Genomic DNA, 17,047 nt, shown 5'->3' on the forward strand with positions numbered 1-17,047 from the left:
CCCTCCCTCTCCCCTCCTAGGCGTTAACCAAGCTTCGCGCCGCGTTCTCCTACCATCCGAACGTTTACGTGGTCGTAGTCGTGAACGTTTACGTGGTCGTAGTCGTGAACGTTTACGTGGTCGTAGTCGTGAACGTTTACGTGGTCGTAGTCGTGAACGTTTACGTGGTCGTGGTCGTTCACGGCCGAACGTTGACGACCACGACCACGACCACGACCACGACCACGACCACGACCACGATTACGGAAACGTTCACGTTGGTGACGCCCTGCGCGGCGCCGGACGGCCGCGACCCTCCGGCCCGAGATCGCCTTGCCGAGCCCGCCCTGCTGCCGTTGGAGGTCGCGCGGGCGCCAGGGCGGCACTACGCTCTCCATGGCGCCGCGCGCGCCGCGGCATGATCCCTTCCCCCGCCCTCCACGCCATCGCCCCGGCCCAGCGCTCGGACGCGCGGGCCTTCGCCATCTACCTCATCGAGCATGTGGCCGAGTCCGGCCGGCGCGGAGTGCCCCATTTCGCCGTCGCCACGTCGCTCAGCCGCGACGAGGTCGAGCACAGCGCGCGCGACCGCTGGGGCAAGGCGCTCGACGAGCCGCTCTGGGGGCGGGCCTGGCTGCTCCGGTCGAGCGAGCCCCGGGCGCGCGTCATCGGGCACATCGAGCTGCGCGGCGGCCGCGTCTGGTCCGAGGGCCACCGCGCCGTCGTCGCGATGGGCATCCTCGGCCCCCACACAGGGCAGGGCCACGGCCGGCGCCTGCTCGAGACCGCGATCGCCTGGGCCCGCGACGAGGCAGGCCTCGAGTACCTCGACCTCGGCGTCTTCGCCAACAACCAGCGCGCCAGGCGGCTCTACGCGGGGATGGGGTTCGTCCCGATCGGCACCCGGGAAGACGCGTTCCGGGTCGACGGCGCCATCCTCGATGACATCCAGATGACCCTCGCGCTCCGCTCTCCCGACCCGCGCGCGGTCGCCCCGCCGGAGCGCTGAGCCGCGGCCCGGGCGGCCCGCGGGCCGGCCCGTGCCCCGCACGAGCGCTGGACGCGCGCTGGAGGGTACCCGCCGCGGCGCAGATGCGTCATGAGGACAACGCCGTCCAGGCGCCCGTCCAGAGGCCCGGCCATCGCCGGCCCGGATCGCCGGCGGCCGTCACCGCAGTCCATCGCCACCGAAAGCCACCATGCTCCGCTCGCCGCTCTTGCCGATCTTCCTGACCGTCTTCGTCGACGTCCTCGGCCTCACGCTCGTCCTCCCCCTCCTCCCGTTCTACGCCGAGCACTTCGGCGCCAGCGAGCTCGTGGTCGGCGTGCTCGCGGCGAGCTACGCGGTCTGCCAGCTCGTCTCCGGGCCGATCCTCGGCCGGATCTCCGACCGGGTGGGCCGCAAGCCGACGCTGCTCGCGAGCCAGACCGGCACGTTCATCGGGTTCCTGGTGATCGGCTCGGCGAGCTCGCTCTGGATGCTCTTCCTCGGGAGGATCATCGACGGGCTCACGGCCGGGAACCTGACGATCGCGCAGGCGTACATCAGCGACGTGACCCGGCCCGAGGAGCGCACCAAGGCGTTCGGCCTGATCGGCATCGCCTTCGGCTCCGGGTTCCTCCTCGGCCCGGCCATCACGGGGGAGCTCGCGAGCCGCTTCGGCTACGGCGCGCCGGCGTACGGCGCGGCCGTGCTGTCGCTCCTGTCGGTCCTCCTCACGGCCACGCTGCTCCCGGCGAAGCCGCCCTTGCCCGCGGCCCAGGAAGGGGCGGCCGCCGGGGCCGCCCGGCCGGCGTCGATGCGCCGCGGGGACGCCTTCCGCCGGTACTTCGACCGGCCGCTCCCGCGCCGCCGGCTGCTCGAGTTCTTCGCCTTCTCCCTCTCCTTCTCGACGCTCATCGGCGGCCTCGCGCTCTTCCTCGAGCGGCGCTTCGCGTTCGGCGTCAAGGAGACGGGCTACCTCTACGCCTTCTCCGGGCTCATCGGCGGCAGCATCCAGGGCGGCCTGATCGGCCGGCTGGCGAAGCGGTACGGCGAGGAGCGGCTCGCGCTGCTCGGCTTCGGCACGATGGTCGTCGGCTACGGCCTGCTCGGCGTCGCGTACACCCTGCCCGTGCTGCTCACGCTCGTGGGGATCGCCGCGTTCGGCGCGGCGGTCGTGCGTCCGGCCGTCACAACGCTCCTCACGAAGAGCGTCGGCCGCGACGAGCAGGGCGCGGCGCTCGGCGTGAGCCAGTCGCTCGCGAGCATCTCGCAGATCATCGGCCCCATCGGCGCCGGCTGGCTGATCGAGCACCGCGCGCTCGCGGCGTACGGCCTGATGGCGGCGAGCTTCGCCGCCCTAGGCGTCCTCCTAGGCCTCCAGAAGATCCCCGTCAGCGAGCCCATCGAGCTCTGAGCCTGGTTCCCCGCGGAACCACACCGGCCTCCGCCCCCCTCTGCTACCTGCACAGCAGAGCGGCGGTCACCCGCACAGGAGACGGGCCCAGATCGGCGTTTTCGGCGCGCAAGCGCACTCCGGTGCGCTGAGCACCGAAAACGTCGAGGTGGGCCCGTATCCGAAGCGGGTGACCGTCGCTCTAGGCGCGGGCGCCTTTTACGAAGGGGAGCAGGGCGTCGACGAGCGGCGGCGTGGCGTCGTCGAGCCGGCGGGGGTTGTGCCAGGCGAACGGCTCGACGAGGCGCGACGGCCGGAGGCCGAGCTTGCCGCGCGAGCACTCCACGAGGAGCGACAGCGCCCCGTGGCGATCGTGGAGCCAGTCGATCTCCAGGCCCGCCTTGCGGACGCCCCAGGCGAAGCGGACGTAAGACATGGCGCGGTACGGCTTGCGGTCCGCGGCGCGCGCGACGCGCAGCGCGAAGGCGCGGTGCTCGGCGGCGTCGGCCACGGGCCAGAGGCTGTGCGCCGGCGGGTACAGCACGGCGCCGCCGGCGCTGTGCAGCGACAGGGCGCGGTCGATCCGGCGCGAAGACAGCGCATGCGCGATGGCCTCCACCTCCGGCTCGCTGGCGGGGCGGCTGCCGGGCGAGAAGAGGAGCCCGATGAAGCGCTGGATGAGGCCGCGCTCGTACCATCCGGCGTCGAAGTTCCGGTTCAGGTCGACGCCCCGGGCATTGCCCCGCACGTAGCGGTGTCGCCCGGCGCGGAGGTTCATCTCGACGCGGAGGAGCCCGTCCGGGTTCACGATCGGGACGGCGAGGATCGACCGGCCGCCGAGGTCCTGGGTCGCGAGGCGATCGAGCAGCGCGAGGTGGGCCTCGATGCCGATCCACTCGAGGGGGTGGATCCCGGACAGGATCACCGTCGTCCGCACGCGCTCGCGCGACCCGGCTCCCGTCGAGGGGCGCAGGCTGGCGCGCTCGGCCAGCGAAGCAATGGCGGCGTCGCTCGCCGCCGGATCGTCCGCGCCGCCCGGCGCGCGGCTGCCCTCGGCATCCGCATTGGCATCCGGCGTGCCACTGAGATTGAGATCGGGATCGAGCGGGCGGAGCGAGATGCCGTTCGCGGCGCTCCGTCCTCCGTGGCCGCTCGGCGCCAGGCGGCCCGCGGCTTGCTTCTCGCCGCGCGCAGCGGGCAGGCTGGCTGCGCCGAGGTGAACGGCGAGCAGCGGCTCGCCCCGGATCGAGCGCCCGATCAGCGTGACCTGCGCTCCGCGGTCGGCGAGCCGGTCGATCGCTTCCAGGAGCTCGCCGTACCCGCGGTAGGGACCGAGCCCTCGGCGAGCGAGCAGACGGGAGAGCGGCGCGCGTCGGTGTACAAAGAGGGCCGCCCTCAGGGCAGCCAGGCCTTGCTCTTCCGACGCCTGATCGGACTTCGGCATGCAGGGCTCACCTTTACCCTAGATGGCACGAACTATAGACCACCGGCCGCGCATTCGTGCGATCCGGACCAGGTCAAACCAGGGATTACCGTGGCAGCGGGCGCGCGTATGGAATTCGACGGCAGCGGGTGGGCGGAAGGACGTATCGAGCTGCTCCCTCCGAGCGAGGGATGGTCGCTGCTCTCGCCGGAGCCCGAGGCGAGGATCGACGAGCACCGCTGGGCGCATCAGGCGCGCGTCTTCTTCGGAGCGGAGCTCACGCTCGTGCAGAAGAAGGCGTACCCGTCGGGGACCACGCCGATGGCCGACGCCGTCGAGGTGGACATCGCGCGCACCTCCTCTTCTTCGTCTTCCACGCCGCGCGCGGCGAGCCGCGTGCTCGTCATGACGGTGCCGCTGGATCGTGCGCCGCTCGTGCGAGCGGCGGCCGCGGCGGGGGTGCGGGCGATCGGCGGGCGCGGGTTCGACGCGCTGCTCGCGCGGGCGCGGCGGGTCTGGCAGGTGCGAGAGCCGCCGAGCGCAGGCGACGACGCTCGAGCGCCGCTGGTCGTCACCGCGGTGCTCGCGGCGGTGCTGCTCGCGCCCGTCGTGCCGCCCGGCGAAGAGACGATCTTCGGGGTGAAGGGGGCCAGGGAGCGGCTGCAGCGGCTCGGCTGGTGACGGGGCGGCGCGGCGCTCGTTCGACCCGGTGCGCCCGAGGGCCGGGCGGGCGCATGCGAGGCGGCGAGGCGATCACGGCTCCGCGCGCTCACCGCGCGGCGCGGCGGGCCGCGAGCCCGAGCGCGACGAGCGTCGCGACGTACGGCAGGAGCTGCACCAGATCGCCCGCGCGCGACGCGCCCCGCGCCGCGGACTGGAGCGCGATCTGCAGCGCCTCCAGCGCGCCGAACAGGAGGCACGCGAGCGCCGCGCGGCCGGCGCGGAGGCCGCTCACGACGACGGCCGCGAGCGCGATGAAGCCGCGGCCGTTCGACATGCCGGAGTCGAAGCGGCGCTGGTCGTACGCGAGGTGCGCGCCGCCGATCGCGCAGATCGCGCCGGACAGCGCGAGCGCGGCGCAGCGGACGCGGGTCACGGGCACGCCCGCCGCCGCGGCCGCGGCCGGGTTCTCGCCCGCGGCGCGCACCCGGAGCCCGAAGCGGGTGCGGGCGATCCAGAGCGGCGTCGCCGCGATCGCGAGCGCCGCCGCGATCGAGACCGGATCGAGGAGCACGCGCGCGAGCAGCGCCGCGCCGCTCTTCCCGGTCGGGCCGGCGCGGAAGCCCTCGATCGAGGGGGAGCTCGAGGCGCTGTCGTACAGCCCGCGCAGGAGGAGGCGCGTCCCGGCGTAGGCGAGCAGGTTCATCGCGATGCCGCTGACGACGGGGTCCACGCGGGCGCGCTCGACGAGCAGGGCGTGGCCGAGCGAGAGGGCGGCGCCCGCGGCGATCGCGGCAGCGAGGCCCGTGGCCGCGCTTCCGGTCGCGTGGGCGACCGCCACCGAGGTGAACGCGGCGGCGAGCAGCACCCCCTCCAGGCCGATCTGGACGATGCCCGAGCGCTCCGCCCAGATGCCGCCGATCGCCGCGCAGGCGTACGGCGCGGCGATCCGCAGCGTCTCGGCGAACATCACCAGGGCGGAGGCGCTCACGCGGGCGCCTCCCCGGAGCGGCCCCCGCGCGCCGTGGCGGAGGCGATGAGGACGATGGCCAGCGCCTCCAGCACGTCCATCGCCTCCTTCGGCACGCGCGCGTTGATGGCGAGGCCGGCCTGATCGAGGGTGCCGAAGAGCACGGCGGCGAGGACGAGCCCGAGCGGCGTCCCGCGGCCGAGCAGCGCGACCGGGATGCCGGCGTAGCCCGCGCCCGCGCCGAGGCCGACCTCGTAGTACCCCTTGTAACCGAGCGTCGTCGCGGTCATGGCGGCGCCCGCCACGGCGCCGGCGGCGAGCATCGCCTCGAGGCGCCGGCGCGGCACGTCGATGCCCTCCGCGCGCGCGACCTCGGCGCCCTGCCCCACGAAGCGCATCTCGCGGCCCGCGCGGCTCCGCGACAGCGCGCGGTGCGCCGCGAACACGAGCGCCACCGCGAGGAGGAAGGCGACGCTCGCGGCGCTGCCGTGCAGCGCGGGGACGAGGCGCTCGAGCCGAGGCAGCCTCGCCGCGGGGATCGCGTCCGCGGTGCGCATCGCGGCCCTGCTGAAGACCGACGCGAGCAGCCACGGCGCGAGCACGTCGGCGACGCGGTTCATCATGATCCCGCTGATGATCTCGTGGGCCCCGAGGCGCGCGCGCAGGACCGCCGGGACGAGCGCGACGGCGGCGCCCGTGGCCACGGCGCACGCGATCGACGCCGGGACGGCCACGAGCCACGGCGTGCGCGCAGGGAGCTCGGCCGCGACCACGGCGCCCGCGAGGCTCGCCATCGTCACCTGCCCCTCGGCGCCGATGTTGAAGAGGCCCGCGCGGAGCGCGATCGAGAAGGAGAGCCCGGTGAAGAGGAGCGGGGTCGCCTTGAAGAGCACCTGGCCGACGCCGTACGGGGTGCCCCACGTGCCCTCGAAGGCCCGGCGCAGCGTCGACACGGGCGCCTCGCCGAAGCCGAACGAGATGAGGTTCAGGGCGAGGAGGATGCCCCCGAGCACGAGCGCTGCGGGGAGGGCGGCCCCCTGGAGGTCGCGCAGGCGGCGCCGCCAGCGCGCGGGCCCGGGCCGCTCGCCGGCCGGGCTCACGCCGCCTCCACGCCGAGCATCGCGCGCCCGATCTGCTCGTCGGAGCACGCGGGCGGGAGCGTCGCGACGATCCTGCCCTTGCGCATCACGAAGATCCGGTGGCAGAGCCGCCGGAGCTCGCCGAGATCCGCGCTGATCACGAGGACCGCGAGCCCCGCCCTGGCGGCCTCGGCGATGGCCGCGTGGATCACGGCGGCGGCGCCGACGTCGACGCCCCGGGTCGGCTGGGCGAGGATCGCGGCCGCGCGCCGCGGCGCCCGGGTGGCCTCGCCCGGGCCGGACGCGGCCGGCGCGACGCGATCGAGCGCCCGCGCGACAACGATCTTCTGCTGGTTGCCGCCGGAGAGCTCGCCCGCGAGGCGGGACGGATCGGGCGGCACGACGCCGAAGCGGACGATGCGGCGCGCGATGAGGGCGGCCTCGGCGTCGCGCCCCCGGGCGCCGCGCGGCAGCGCGGCGAGGTCGCCGAGGACGAGGTTGTCGCCGACCGACGCGTCGAGGAGCAGCCCCTCGGCGTGGCGATCCTCGTGGACCACGCCGAGGCAGGCCCGGCGCGCGGCGATGCCCCACGAGGAGAGCTCGACCCCGCCGACGGTGACGCGGCCGGCCGCGCGCGGCTCCATCCCGGCGAGGGCGCGCACGAGCTCGCGCTGGCCGTTGCCCTCGACGCCCGCAACGCCGGCGATCTCCCCTGCGCGCACCGTGAGGGTCACGCCGTCGAGCCGGCGCTGGCCGCCGGCGCCGGCCACGGTCAGCCCCGCGATCTCGAGCGCCGCGGGCGCGTCTTCTGGCAGCGGCGGCCGCTCGACCCGAGGCGGCGGCTCGCCGCCCATGATCGCGCGGGTGAGCTCTCCCTCGGCGTCCGCGGACCAGCCGATCGCGGGCCGCGACAGCGCGACCTGCCCGCGGCGCATCACGGTGACGTGGTCCGCGAACCGGATCACCTCGTCGAGCCGGTGGGTCACGACCGCGACCGCGCGGCCCTCGCGCGCGAGGCGCCGGAGGGTCGCGTACAGCGCGTCGGCCTCCAGCGGGGAGAGCACGGCCGTCGGCTCGTCGAGCAGGATCGCCCGGGCGCCGCGGTAGAGCACCCGCAGGATCTCGAGCTTCTGCCGTTCGCCCACGGTGAGCGACGAGGTGATGGCGCCGAGCGGGATCTCGAGCCCCGCGGCCTGCATGACCGCGCCGGCGCGGGCGCGGGCGCCGGCGAGGTCGAGCCGCCCGCCTCGGAGCACGGGCTCGCAGCCGAGCACGACGTTCTCGAGGGCAAGGAAGCTCCCGACGAGCATGAAGTGCTGGTGGACCATGCCCACGCCGCGGCGGGCGGCCTCGGTGGGCGTCGCCGGCCGGAGCGCGGCGCCGTCGACGCGGACGACGCCAGCGTCGGGCGCGAGCACGCCGGCCGCGAGCTTGAGGAGCGTGGACTTGCCGGCGCCGTTCTCGCCGATGATCGCGTGGAGCGCGCCGGGCGCGAGGCGGAGCGAGGCGGCGCGCACGGCGATCTGCGCGCCGAAGCTGCGGCTCACGCGGTCGAGCTCGATCGCCGCGCCGCCGTGGGCGGGGGGCGCGGGCATCCCGGGGGCCGGCTGCGCCGTCATGAAGCGGGGCTCCGCGGCGAGGGCGGTCGAGCGAGGGCGGGGCGGCGCTGGGCGACCACGCCGGGGATCAAGCGGCCCGACCTGTCGTGGCGCCAGTCGCGCCGGCGCTCCTTGGGCGTCCGGGCTCGCCGGAGGGGCGCCGCCGAGGACGGCGCGGCGCCCGCCCTCGGCCGCCTGGCCAGGGAGATCTCGCGCGGCGCTCTGAGGTGCCTGCTCGTCGGGCGCCTGTACTAGCGTGCGCGCCCGTGCGCTCCCGCTTCCCGCTCGTGGCCGCCCTGTTCTTCGTCTCCGGCGCGACCGGCCTCCTCTACGAGGTCGCCTTCTCCAAGCTGCTCGCCTACGTCTTCGGCGCCACCGCGTATGCCGTGAGCACGGTCCTCGCCGCCTTCATGGGCGGCCTCGCCCTCGGCGCGCACCTCGGCGGCCGCCACGCCGCGTCCGCGCGCCGCCCGCTCGTCGTCTACGGCGCGCTCGAGGCGATCGTCGGCGCGATCTGCGCCGTCTCGCCGTTCCTGTTCGAGGCGCTGACCTCGGCCTACGTCGCCGTCGCCCGCGCCGCGCCCGACTCGCTCGCGCTGCTCACCGCGGCGCGCGCCGCGCTGACCGCGCTCGTGGTCGTCGTCCCCACGGTCGCGATGGGCGCCACGCTCCCGGTGCTCTCGCGCATCCTCCGCGCCGGCGCCGCGGCGGACGGCGGCGCGCCCCCCGCCGAGCACGACGCCGCGCGCCGCCTGGCTTCGCTCTACGCCATCAACACGGCGGGCGGCGCGGCCGGCGCGCTCTCCGGCGCCTACGTGGTCCTCCCGCACCTCGGCATCCGGGGCGCGCTCTGGTCCGCGGCGATCGCCAACGTCGCCCTCGGCATCGTCGCGATCTCCGCCGGGCTGCGCGGCCCGGCGCCCGCTGCCGCCCCCGAGGCGCGCTTCCCCGAGGCGCGTTCCCCCGAGGCTCCCGTGGCGCGTTCCCCCGAGATCTCCGAGGCCCGCTCCGCGGACGCCCCGCTCGCCGCCTCCACCGACCGGGCCGAACCGCCGTTCCTGCTCGTGCTCGCGTTCGCGTCGGGCTTCCTGGTCTTCGCCGCCGAGGTGGTCCAGACGCACCTGCTCGCGCTGCTCATCGGCAACAGCGCCTACGCCTTCGGGCTGATGCTCGCCGTCTTTCTCGTCTGCCTCGCGGCCGGCGCCGCGCGCTCGCCTGCCCTCGCGCGCCGCCACGGCGAGGGCGCGCTCTCGCGGGGGCTCGCCGCCGCCGCGCTCTCGCTCGCCGCCACCGTCCCGCTCTGGGACCAGCTCCCGCGGCTCTTCGCCTTCGCCGGCAAGCACGTCGACGGGTGGGCCGGCCGCGAGGCGTGCCGCGCGCTCGCCGCCCTCGCGATCCTCGCGCTGCCCACGCTCTGCATGGGCACCACCTTCCCCCTGCTCCTCGCGCGCGCCGCCGCGCACGCCGACGTCGCCGCGCGCGTCGGCAGGCTGACCTCCGCGAACACCCTGGGCACGATCGCCGGCTCCATCGTCACCGGCTACTTCATCCTGCCCGCGCTCGGCTCCGAGCGCGCGCTCCTGGCGATCGCGCTCGCCTTCGCCCTCACGGCCGTCCTCGCCGCCGCGCGCGCCGGCGCGGAGCTCCCCCGCGCCCTCGCGCTGGCAGCCGCGGCGGGGGCCCTCGCAGTGCTCGCGCCCCGCTGGGACATGGCCCGCCTCACGAGCGGCGCGAACGTCTATTTCGCCATGGGGCCGCGCCCCGAGCGCATCGACTTCGTGCGCGAGGACGTGCACGGCGGCGTCACCACGGTCGCGCACCTCGCCGGCGTCACGACGATGTACACGAACGGCAAGTTCCAGGGCGACGACGGCCCCGAGATGACGGCGCAGCGGCGGTTCGCGCACTTCCCGTCGCTCTTCCTCCGCGACACGCGCGCCGCGCTCGTCATCGGCCTGGGCACCGGCACGACGACCGGCACCATCGCGGCCTACCCCTTCGAGCGCATCGACGTCGCCGAGATCTCGCCCGCGATCGTCGAGGCGTCGCGGCGCTTCTTCGCCGGCCCGAGCCTCCGCGCGCTCGACGATCCCCGCGTCCGCCTCTCGCTCAACGACGGCAGGAACGAGCTGCTCGTCGCCGCCCCGGGCCGCTACGATCTCATCGCCATCGAGCTCACCAGCGTCTGGTTCGCGGGCGCCGCGAGCCTCTACAGCCACGAGTTCTACGAGCTCGCCCGGTCCCGGCTCACCGAGGGCGGCGTCCTGCAGCAATGGGTGCAGCTCCACCACATCCGGCGGCGCGAGCTCGCCGTCGTCGTGCGGACGATGCGCAGCGCGTTCCCGCACGTCGCGCTGTTCGTGGGCGGCGCGCAGGGCATCCTCGTCGCGAGCGGCGCGCCGCTCGTCGCCTCGGGGGCGCGCCTCGCCGGGCTCGACGCGCGCCCGTCGCTCCAGGCGACGCTCGCCGGCGCGCGGCTCGAGGACCTCCTCGACGCCCTCGTGGCCTCGGACGACGATCTCGACCGCCTCGTCGCCGATGCGGCCGAGGACGGCGGGCCGATCGTGTCCACGGACGACAACCTCTACCTCGAGTACGCCACGCCGAAGGGGAACGTGCTCCCGTACGGCGCGTCACTCGACGCGACGCTCGCGCTCCTCGAGCGTTACCGGACGCGGTCGCCGCGCGCGCGGCACCTCGCGCCCTGAGGTCGCTCAGCCCCCCGCAGGCGCCTCGCCCGGAGGTCGCTCAGCCCCCCGCAGGCGCCTCGCCCGGAGGTCGCTCAGCCCCCCGCGGGCGCCTCGCCCGGAGGTCGCTCAGCCCCCGCCCGCGGGCGCCGCGCCGCCGCCGTCGCGTGGCGGCGCGCTCTCCTTGGCCGGCGCGCTCGGCGCCGGGGGCTCGCCCTCCTGCGCTTCCGACGTGGCCCGCGGCTTGACCGGCACCGGCTTGATCTCGTCGCCCGTCGCCACGAAGCCCTTGCGGGGCGGGGGCGCCTTGAGCTGCGCGGCCTGCTCCGCGCGCTGCTTGCGCTGCTCGAGGCTCAGCACCTCCAGCGCCAGGCCGCCCCTGTACGGGTCCTGCCCCAGGAAGGGGCGCCCGTTCACCTCGGCCACGTGGAACTCGACCCGCCGGTTCTCGCTGCGGCCTGCCGCGATCTCGTTCGGCCCGAGCGGGCGCGACTCGCCGAAGCCCACCGCGATCAGCCGATCGCTCTCGACGTCGTGATCGACCAGCCAGTCGGCGACCGCGAGGGCGCGCCGCGCGCTGAGCGACTGGTTGAGCTCCTCGCTCGACTGCGCGTCCGTGTGCCCCTCGATCCGCAGCCGCGTCACCTCGGGGTGCTCCTTGATGAACTGGAGCAGCGTCTCCAGCGTCTTCTCGCTGCCCGGCCGGATGGTCGCCTTGTTCGTGTCGAAGACGATCTTGCCCTCGATGTAGACCTGGCTCTCCCCGCCCTGCTCCGACCAGGGCTTCTCCGGGTACCATCGCGGGAGCGCGCGCTGCTCCTCGGCGCGCGGCAGCTCCCGCGGCGGCAGCCGGTTGTCGCTGCACCCCTGGCCGGCGAACGCGGCGGCCGCAAGCGCCGCCGCGAGCGCGAACGGCAGGGAGGTGCGGGCGGCCTGCTTCCTCTTCGGGTCCATCTCGCTCTGCAGCGTGTCAGAACCGGCGCTCGGACCGCAAGTAACCTGGCGGACGCCGGGCCGGCCGGCGCGGAACGCGGCTTGTGGTAAAGGGAGGATCGCCATGTCCGCGCTGTCGTCCACGCCCGAGGGCTCGCCGATCGATCCCAAGCTCGCCGGGCTGCGCGCCCGGCTCCGGGAGCTCGGCTCGGTCCTCGTCTGCTACTCCGGCGGGGTCGACAGCGCCTTCGTCCTCGCGGTCGCGCACCAGGAGCTCGGCCCGAGGGCCGTCGGGATGACCGCGGTCTCCCCGAGCCTCGCGCCGGCCGAGAAGGAAGAGGCCACCTCGATCGCCCGGCTGATCGGCGCCGACCACCGGCTCGTCGAGTCGTCCGAGATCGACGATCCGCGCTACATCGCGAACAACCCGGATCGCTGCTTCCACTGCAAGAGCGAGCTCTACCGGATCGCCGCGCGAAAGCGATCCGAGTGGGCGATCGCGGCGATCGTGAACGGCACCAACACCGACGACCTCGGCGACTACCGCCCCGGGCTGGAGGCGGCGCGGGAGGCGGGCGTGCTGAGCCCCCTCGTCGAGCTCGGCTTCAGCAAGGCCGACGTGCGCGCCGGCGCGGCGCGCGTCGGCCTGCCGATCTGGGACAAGCCGGCCGCGGCCTGCCTCTCCAGCCGCATCCCTTACGGGACCAGCGTCACGCGCGAGCGGCTCGCGCAGATCGGCGGCTTCGAGGCGGCGCTGCGCGGCCTCGGCTTCCGCCAGGTCCGCGTCCGCTACCACGACGACCTCGCGCGCATCGAGCTCGACGCGGGCGAGCTCGCGCGCGCCGCCGAGCCGCCCGTGCGCGCCGAGATCGTGGCCGCCGGCAAGCGGCACGGCTTCCGTTACGTGACGCTCGACCTCGGCGGGTACCGGACCGGCAGCCACAACGAGGTCCTCGTCGGCCGCGCCCTCAAGATCGTGAGCTGACCCCGCTGGAGCCGCGCGGCCTCACACGAGCGACGAGCGCGCGACCTTGGCGCGCTCGTCGCGCTCCTTCAGGTGCTCCAGGATGATCACCGCCGTCTCCTCGATGGCCCGCCGGGTGACGTCGACCACCGGCCACTCCGGGTGCGCGGCGAAGAGACGGTTCGCGAAGTCCAGCTCCTGCCGGACGTGCTCGCGCATCGCGTAGTTGGTCTCGGAGGGCATCCCGAGCTGGCGCAGCCGCGCCTGCCGGATCTCGCAGAGCTGATCGATCCCGATGGTCAGGCCGATGACCCGATCCTGCGGAGCCTCCATCAGCTCGAGCGGCGGCGGGACGCCGAGCACCAGGGGCAGGTTCGCGACCTTGAGGCCGCGCTGCGCGAGCAGCGTCGACAGCGGCGTCTTCGATGTGCGCGAGACGCCGACGAGGACGATGTCGGCCCTCCTGAAGTTCCGCGGCTCCTTGCCGTCGTCGCTCTTCACCGCGAACTCCACCGCCTCGATGCGCCGGAAGTACTCCTCGCTCAGCGGGAGCATCGCGCTCGGCAGGTTGATCGGCTCCCGGTCGAGGAAGGTGCCGAGCCGGACGATGAGCGAGCCGATCAGATCGATCGCCTCGATGTTCAGCTCGGCGGTGGACGCATGCACGAACTCGCGCAGCTCGGGGCTGACCACGGTGAACACGACGAGCGCGCCCTCCCGGGCCGCGCGCTCGAGCACCGGCCGCGCGACCTCCGGCGTGCGCACCCGGGTGTGGAGGCGGATCTGCACCCCCGCGTCCGGGTACTGGAGGAGCGCGGCGCGCACGGCCTTCTCCGCCGTCTCTCCGGTGGAGTCGCTCAGGACGTCGATGAACTTCGCCTTGTCCATGTCCCATCCCTCCGTCGCCATGTCGGCTCAGGCGCTCGAGGCAGGGCTCGTGCCTCGGCGTTCAGCACAGCGCGGAGGATCGCGCGCGGCCGCGCGCCAGGTCAACCAAACAGCCCCTTCAGCTTCTCCATGAAGGTGGCCTGCTGAGGCTGCACGTTCTCGCCGAGCTCCTTCGCGAGCTGCGCGATGAGCTCCCGCTGCGGCGCGGTGAGCTGCGTCGGCACCTCGACGCTCACCTCGACGAGCTGGTCGCCGCGCCCGCCCACGACGCGACGCGGTATGCCCTTGCCCTTGATCCGGAGCACCGCGCCCGGCTGCGTGCCCGGGGGGATGCGCAGCCGGCCCTTCCCCTCCAAGGTCGGGATCTCCAGCTCGCCGCCGAGCGCCGCGCGCGCGAACGAGATCGGCACGGAGCACACAACGTCGTCGCCGACGCGGCGGAAGAGCTCGTGCGGCGAGACGCGGATGGTGAGCTCCAGATCGCCCGGCCCCCGGTCGGAGCGGACGGCGTTGCCGCCGCGCTCCACGAGCCGGGTCGCGCCGTTCTCCACGCCCGGAGGGATCGTCACCTCGATGGTCTTCTGCTTCGCAGCGAGGCCGGCGCCGCGGCACGTCCTGCACGGGTCGGTCACGATCCGCCCCGTGCCACGGCACCGCCCGCAGGGGCGCTCGATCGCGATGGGGAACATCCCCTGCTGCATCCGGACGCGGCCGCGGCCCGAGCACGCCGAGCAGCGCTCGGTCGACGCGCCCGGCGCGGAGCCCGAGCCGGCGCAGTCGCCGCACGGCTCGACGCGATCGTAGGCGATCTCCTTCGCGCAGCCGAACGCCGCCTCCTCGAAGGTGATCCGAACCTCCTTCTGCAGCGTCCCGCGGTCGCCGACCCGGATGCCCAGGGCGCCGAGGAGATCGCCGAAGATGGCGTCCAGGTTGAGGTCCTGCATGTCGAAGGGCACGCCCGGGACCCCCGAGCCGGCGGAGGCGCCGACGGCGGCGGGGCCGAACCGATCGAACGCAGCGCGCTTCTGCGGATCGCTCAGGATCTGGTAGGCCGCGTTCAGCTCCTTGAAGCGGACGTGCGCGCCCTGATCCCCCGGGTTCTTGTCGGGATGGTGCTGGCCGGCGAGCCGCCGGAAGGCGCTCTTGATTTCATCCTGCGTCGAGGAACGCTCGACGCCCAATACTTCGTACGGATCCCGCACGACGTGCGAAATAGCATCGATCGCCCTCCCGGGACAGCGGCTACCGGGCCGCCTAATCCGCTGATTTCCCTTCAGGCCCGGCGAGTTCGCGCTTCATCACCTTGCCCGTCGGGTTGCGCGGCAGCGCGCCGACGAAGACGACCTCGCGCGGGACCTTCGGGCCCGCGAGCCGCGCGCGGCAGTGCGCCCTGATGTCGCCCTCGCTCGCGGCCGCGCCGGGGCGCAGGGCGACGACCGCGCGCACGCGCTCCCCGAAGTCGCGATCCGGGACGCCCACCACGGCGGCCTCGGCGACCGCCGGGTGCTCGTGGAGGACCGACTCCACCTCGGCGGGGTACACGTTCTCGCCCCCCGAGATGATGAGGTCCCGCTTGCGGCCCTCGAGGTGGTAGCAGCCGCGCGCGTCGCGGCGGGCGAGGTCGCCGACAGAGAAGTAGCCGCCGCGCGTCGACTCGCGCGTGGCGCCGGGATCCCCGTGGTAGCCGGAGACCAGCAACGAGCTCCTCACGTAAAGCTCGCCCACCTCGCCGTCCCGGCACGGCGTCCCGTCCTCGCGCAGGAGCAGCAGCTCGCTGCCGGCGACGGGGCGCCCGATGGTGCCCGGCGAGGCGCGCAGATCCTCGGGGCCCGCGATCGTCACGATGCCCGTCTCGGTCGCGCCGTAGAAGTTGAAGAGCCGGTCGCCGAACGCCGCCATCACCTCCGCCGCGAGCGTCGGCGAGAGCGGCGCGCCCCCCACGAAGATCGCGGTGAGCGACGACGTGTCGTAGGCGCGGAGCCGCGCCTCGCCGAGCTCGAGGACGCGGTGGAGCATCGTCGGGACGACCGCGGTGGTGGTCACGCGGTACCGCTGGATCGCCTCGAGGAAGAGCTCGGGCTGGAACTCCGGGAGGATCACGATCGTGGCGCCGACGATGAGCGACAGGTTGACGAAGCCGAGCGCCGTCAGGTGGTAGAGCGGGCACACGGCGAGGTGCACGTCCCCCGCGCGCATCGGGGTCGCGCCGATGGCCCCGAGCGCCGGCAGGACGATGCCGCCGCCGAAGCCGCGCACCGCGCCCTTCGGCTTGCCGGTGGTGCCGGACGTGTACATCACCACCGCGGCGCGCTCGCTCCGATCCGGCGAGGCGCCCCGCTCGGCGGCGAGATCGTCGAACGCGGCGAGGAGGTCGTCGAGGTGCGAGAAGCCCGGGACGCGCTCGCCGATCGCGATCATCTCCTCGGGCGGGATCCCCTCGAGCCGCGGCGCGGCCTCGCGGATCACGCCGGCGATGTCCGAGTCGAACAGGAGCAGGCGCGCCCCGGAGTGGCCGGCGAGGTAGGCGAGCTCCGCGGGGGCCGATCGCCACGAGGCCGTCACCACGGACGCGCCGACGCGGGCCAGCGCGACCTGGCACATCAGGAACTCGGGGCGGTTCTTGAGCGCGAGCAGCGCGGTGACGCCAGGGCCGACGCCGCGCCGGTCGAGCGCGCAGCCCAGCCGATCGATGGCCTCGTTCAGCGCGAAGAAGGAGTAGACCCGATCCTCGGCCGGCGGCCCCGCGCCTCGCTCCTCCGCGCGGGACGCCAGGCTTGCGAGGCTCAGCGGCTCGATCACGGCGATCCGGTGCGGGCTGTTCTCGGCGTGGAAGCGGAACAGGAGCGACGGGTTCGCCTTGCCCCTCGCGAGCTCGCGCGCGAGCACCCTGAGCCCCGGCCAACGCAGCGCGGCGAGGAGCCCCGCCTGCGTCACCGCCCGGCCGGCGGCGAGCGTCGCGCCGATCGTGCTTCGCCCGGCCGCCAGCGCGGCCCTGACCCCACCGAGTCCCATGGCCGGCGACTTTACTCTGGCCCGCATGCGCCGTGGTAGGGTGGGTCCCGTGACGGATGCTGACCGCCGCTCAGCCCAGCGCGCCGCGATCGAGCTGAGCGTAGAGTACAAACGGCTCAACACGTTCTTCGCCGACTACACGCGCAACATCTCGAAAGGCGGGACGTTCATCCGGACGGATCGCCCGCTCGCGATCGGCACCGAGTTCGTGTTCGCCCTCTCGATCCGGAACTTGACCGAGCCGCTCCGCCTTCGCGGGCGGGTGAAGTGGATCGTCACGTCCGCCGAGGCGACGGAGTCGGCTCCGGCGGGGATGGGGATCGAGTTCCAGTACGCGAGCGACGCGGAGCGCGCCGGCACCGAGGCGGTGGTCGAGCAGCTGATGATGAGCGAGCTCGGCGAGACGCTCGCCTCCAAGCTGCTCGGCCGCAAGCTCGGCGACGGCCCGCGGTAGCGCCGGAGACGGAGCGGCCCCC

The 17,047-nt window shown here is 74.6% G+C and carries 15 protein-coding genes; 7 read left to right on the top strand and 8 right to left on the bottom strand.

The features are described from left to right. The first annotated feature begins 80 nt into the window (after window positions 1-80). The 3 genes from WMF29_RS31575 (at window position 81) to WMF29_RS31585 (ending at window position 2,378) form a co-directional block, all read left to right on the top strand. Window positions 81-401, top strand: a complete 321-nt coding sequence (locus tag WMF29_RS31575; protein WP_437323844.1) for a hypothetical protein — start codon at window positions 81-83, stop codon at window positions 399-401. Then, complete coding sequence (locus tag WMF29_RS31580) at window positions 398-988, top strand: N-acetyltransferase family protein (protein ID WP_437323845.1); 591 nt, start codon at window positions 398-400, stop codon at window positions 986-988. The genes WMF29_RS31575 and WMF29_RS31580 overlap by 4 nt, the downstream gene beginning before the upstream one ends. 190 nt (window positions 989-1,178) lie before the next feature. Next, entirely contained in the window at window positions 1,179-2,378 is a 1,200-nt protein-coding gene (locus WMF29_RS31585; RefSeq protein WP_437323846.1) for an MFS transporter, read from the top strand. A 181-nt stretch (window positions 2,379-2,559) separates the two neighbouring features. Here WMF29_RS31585 and WMF29_RS31590 read toward each other — a convergent pair whose 3' ends face one another. Then, window positions 2,560-3,801 carry a M14 family metallopeptidase gene (locus tag WMF29_RS31590; RefSeq protein WP_437323847.1) on the bottom strand — a complete coding sequence of 414 codons (1,242 nt, stop codon included), beginning with the start codon at window positions 3,799-3,801 and terminating at the stop codon, window positions 2,560-2,562. A 108-nt stretch (window positions 3,802-3,909) separates the two neighbouring features. On the opposite strand from WMF29_RS31590, the gene WMF29_RS31595 reads away from it, so the two are divergent. Continuing rightward, window positions 3,910-4,461, top strand: coding sequence for a hypothetical protein (locus WMF29_RS31595; RefSeq protein WP_437323848.1), 552 nt, complete (start codon window positions 3,910-3,912; stop codon window positions 4,459-4,461). 88 nt (window positions 4,462-4,549) lie between these two features. Here the strand turns inward: WMF29_RS31595 and WMF29_RS31600 are convergent, their stop codons facing one another. The 3 genes from WMF29_RS31600 to WMF29_RS31610 are packed head-to-tail and all read right to left on the bottom strand — an operon-like array spanning window position 4,550 to window position 8,108. Then, window positions 4,550-5,431, bottom strand: a complete 882-nt coding sequence (locus WMF29_RS31600) for an ABC transporter permease (protein WP_272094776.1) — start codon at window positions 5,429-5,431, stop codon at window positions 4,550-4,552. Continuing rightward, window positions 5,428-6,510 (bottom strand): ABC transporter permease, encoded by a 1,083-nt coding sequence (locus WMF29_RS31605; RefSeq protein ID WP_437323849.1) that lies wholly within the window; start codon window positions 6,508-6,510, stop codon window positions 5,428-5,430. The genes WMF29_RS31600 and WMF29_RS31605 overlap by 4 nt, the downstream gene beginning before the upstream one ends. Continuing rightward, entirely contained in the window at window positions 6,507-8,108 is a 1,602-nt protein-coding gene (locus WMF29_RS31610; RefSeq protein ID WP_437323850.1) for an ABC transporter ATP-binding protein, read from the bottom strand. Before WMF29_RS31610 ends, WMF29_RS31605 begins: the two co-directional genes overlap by 4 nt. Before the next feature lie 245 nt (window positions 8,109-8,353). Here WMF29_RS31610 and WMF29_RS31615 point away from each other — a divergent pair, with 245 nt between their 5' ends. Beyond that, entirely contained in the window at window positions 8,354-10,795 is a 2,442-nt protein-coding gene (locus WMF29_RS31615) for a fused MFS/spermidine synthase (RefSeq protein WP_437323851.1), read from the top strand. 108 nt (window positions 10,796-10,903) lie between these two features. Here the strand turns inward: WMF29_RS31615 and WMF29_RS31620 are convergent, their stop codons facing one another. Continuing rightward, complete coding sequence (locus tag WMF29_RS31620) at window positions 10,904-11,728, bottom strand: OmpA family protein (RefSeq protein ID WP_437323852.1); 825 nt, start codon at window positions 11,726-11,728, stop codon at window positions 10,904-10,906. Window positions 11,729-11,831: 103 nt separating this feature from the next. Here WMF29_RS31620 and larE point away from each other — a divergent pair, with 103 nt between their 5' ends. Next, window positions 11,832-12,692, top strand: a complete 861-nt coding sequence (gene larE, locus WMF29_RS31625; protein ID WP_437323853.1) for an ATP-dependent sacrificial sulfur transferase LarE — start codon at window positions 11,832-11,834, stop codon at window positions 12,690-12,692. Between the two features lie 21 nt (window positions 12,693-12,713). Here larE and WMF29_RS31630 read toward each other — a convergent pair whose 3' ends face one another. From WMF29_RS31630 to WMF29_RS31640, 3 genes are all read right to left on the bottom strand, one after another. After that, window positions 12,714-13,580 (bottom strand): pyruvate, water dikinase regulatory protein, encoded by an 867-nt coding sequence (locus tag WMF29_RS31630; RefSeq protein ID WP_437323854.1) that lies wholly within the window; start codon window positions 13,578-13,580, stop codon window positions 12,714-12,716. Between the two features lie 80 nt (window positions 13,581-13,660). Next, the gene (dnaJ, locus tag WMF29_RS31635; protein WP_437323855.1) at window positions 13,661-14,761 is read right to left on the bottom strand and encodes a molecular chaperone DnaJ; all 1,101 of its coding nucleotides are present in this window, start codon (window positions 14,759-14,761) and stop codon (window positions 13,661-13,663) included. Between the two features lie 52 nt (window positions 14,762-14,813). Beyond that, complete coding sequence (locus WMF29_RS31640) at window positions 14,814-16,571, bottom strand: class I adenylate-forming enzyme family protein (RefSeq protein WP_437323856.1); 1,758 nt, start codon at window positions 16,569-16,571, stop codon at window positions 14,814-14,816. 49 nt (window positions 16,572-16,620) lie between these two features. On the opposite strand from WMF29_RS31640, the gene WMF29_RS31645 reads away from it, so the two are divergent. Next, window positions 16,621-17,025 carry a PilZ domain-containing protein gene (locus WMF29_RS31645; RefSeq protein ID WP_437323857.1) on the top strand — a complete coding sequence of 135 codons (405 nt, stop codon included), beginning with the start codon at window positions 16,621-16,623 and terminating at the stop codon, window positions 17,023-17,025. Window positions 17,026-17,047 lie beyond the last annotated feature (22 nt).

Source organism: Sorangium sp. So ce381 (genome assembly GCF_051473845.1).
Lineage (GTDB): Bacteria > Myxococcota_A > Polyangia > Polyangiales > Polyangiaceae > Sorangium > Sorangium atrum.

What these genes read in the sequence shown, in the direction of transcription:
- WMF29_RS31580 (WP_437323845.1), top strand. Translation starts at nt 398, where the DNA reads ATGATCCCTTCCCCCGCCCTCCACGCCATCGCCCCGGCCCAGCGCTCG.
- WMF29_RS31585 (WP_437323846.1), top strand. Translation starts at nt 1,179, where the DNA reads ATGCTCCGCTCGCCGCTCTTGCCGATCTTCCTGACCGTCTTCGTCGAC.
- WMF29_RS31590 (WP_437323847.1), bottom strand. Translation starts at nt 3,801, where the DNA reads ATGCCGAAGTCCGATCAGGCGTCGGAAGAGCAAGGCCTGGCTGCCCTG.
- WMF29_RS31595 (WP_437323848.1), top strand. Translation starts at nt 3,910, where the DNA reads ATGGAATTCGACGGCAGCGGGTGGGCGGAAGGACGTATCGAGCTGCTC.
- WMF29_RS31610 (WP_437323850.1), bottom strand. Translation starts at nt 8,108, where the DNA reads ATGACGGCGCAGCCGGCCCCCGGGATGCCCGCGCCCCCCGCCCACGGC.
- WMF29_RS31620 (WP_437323852.1), bottom strand. Translation starts at nt 11,728, where the DNA reads ATGGACCCGAAGAGGAAGCAGGCCGCCCGCACCTCCCTGCCGTTCGCG.
- larE (WP_437323853.1), top strand. Translation starts at nt 11,832, where the DNA reads ATGTCCGCGCTGTCGTCCACGCCCGAGGGCTCGCCGATCGATCCCAAG.
- WMF29_RS31630 (WP_437323854.1), bottom strand. Translation starts at nt 13,580, where the DNA reads ATGGCGACGGAGGGATGGGACATGGACAAGGCGAAGTTCATCGACGTC.
- WMF29_RS31640 (WP_437323856.1), bottom strand. Translation starts at nt 16,571, where the DNA reads ATGGGACTCGGTGGGGTCAGGGCCGCGCTGGCGGCCGGGCGAAGCACG.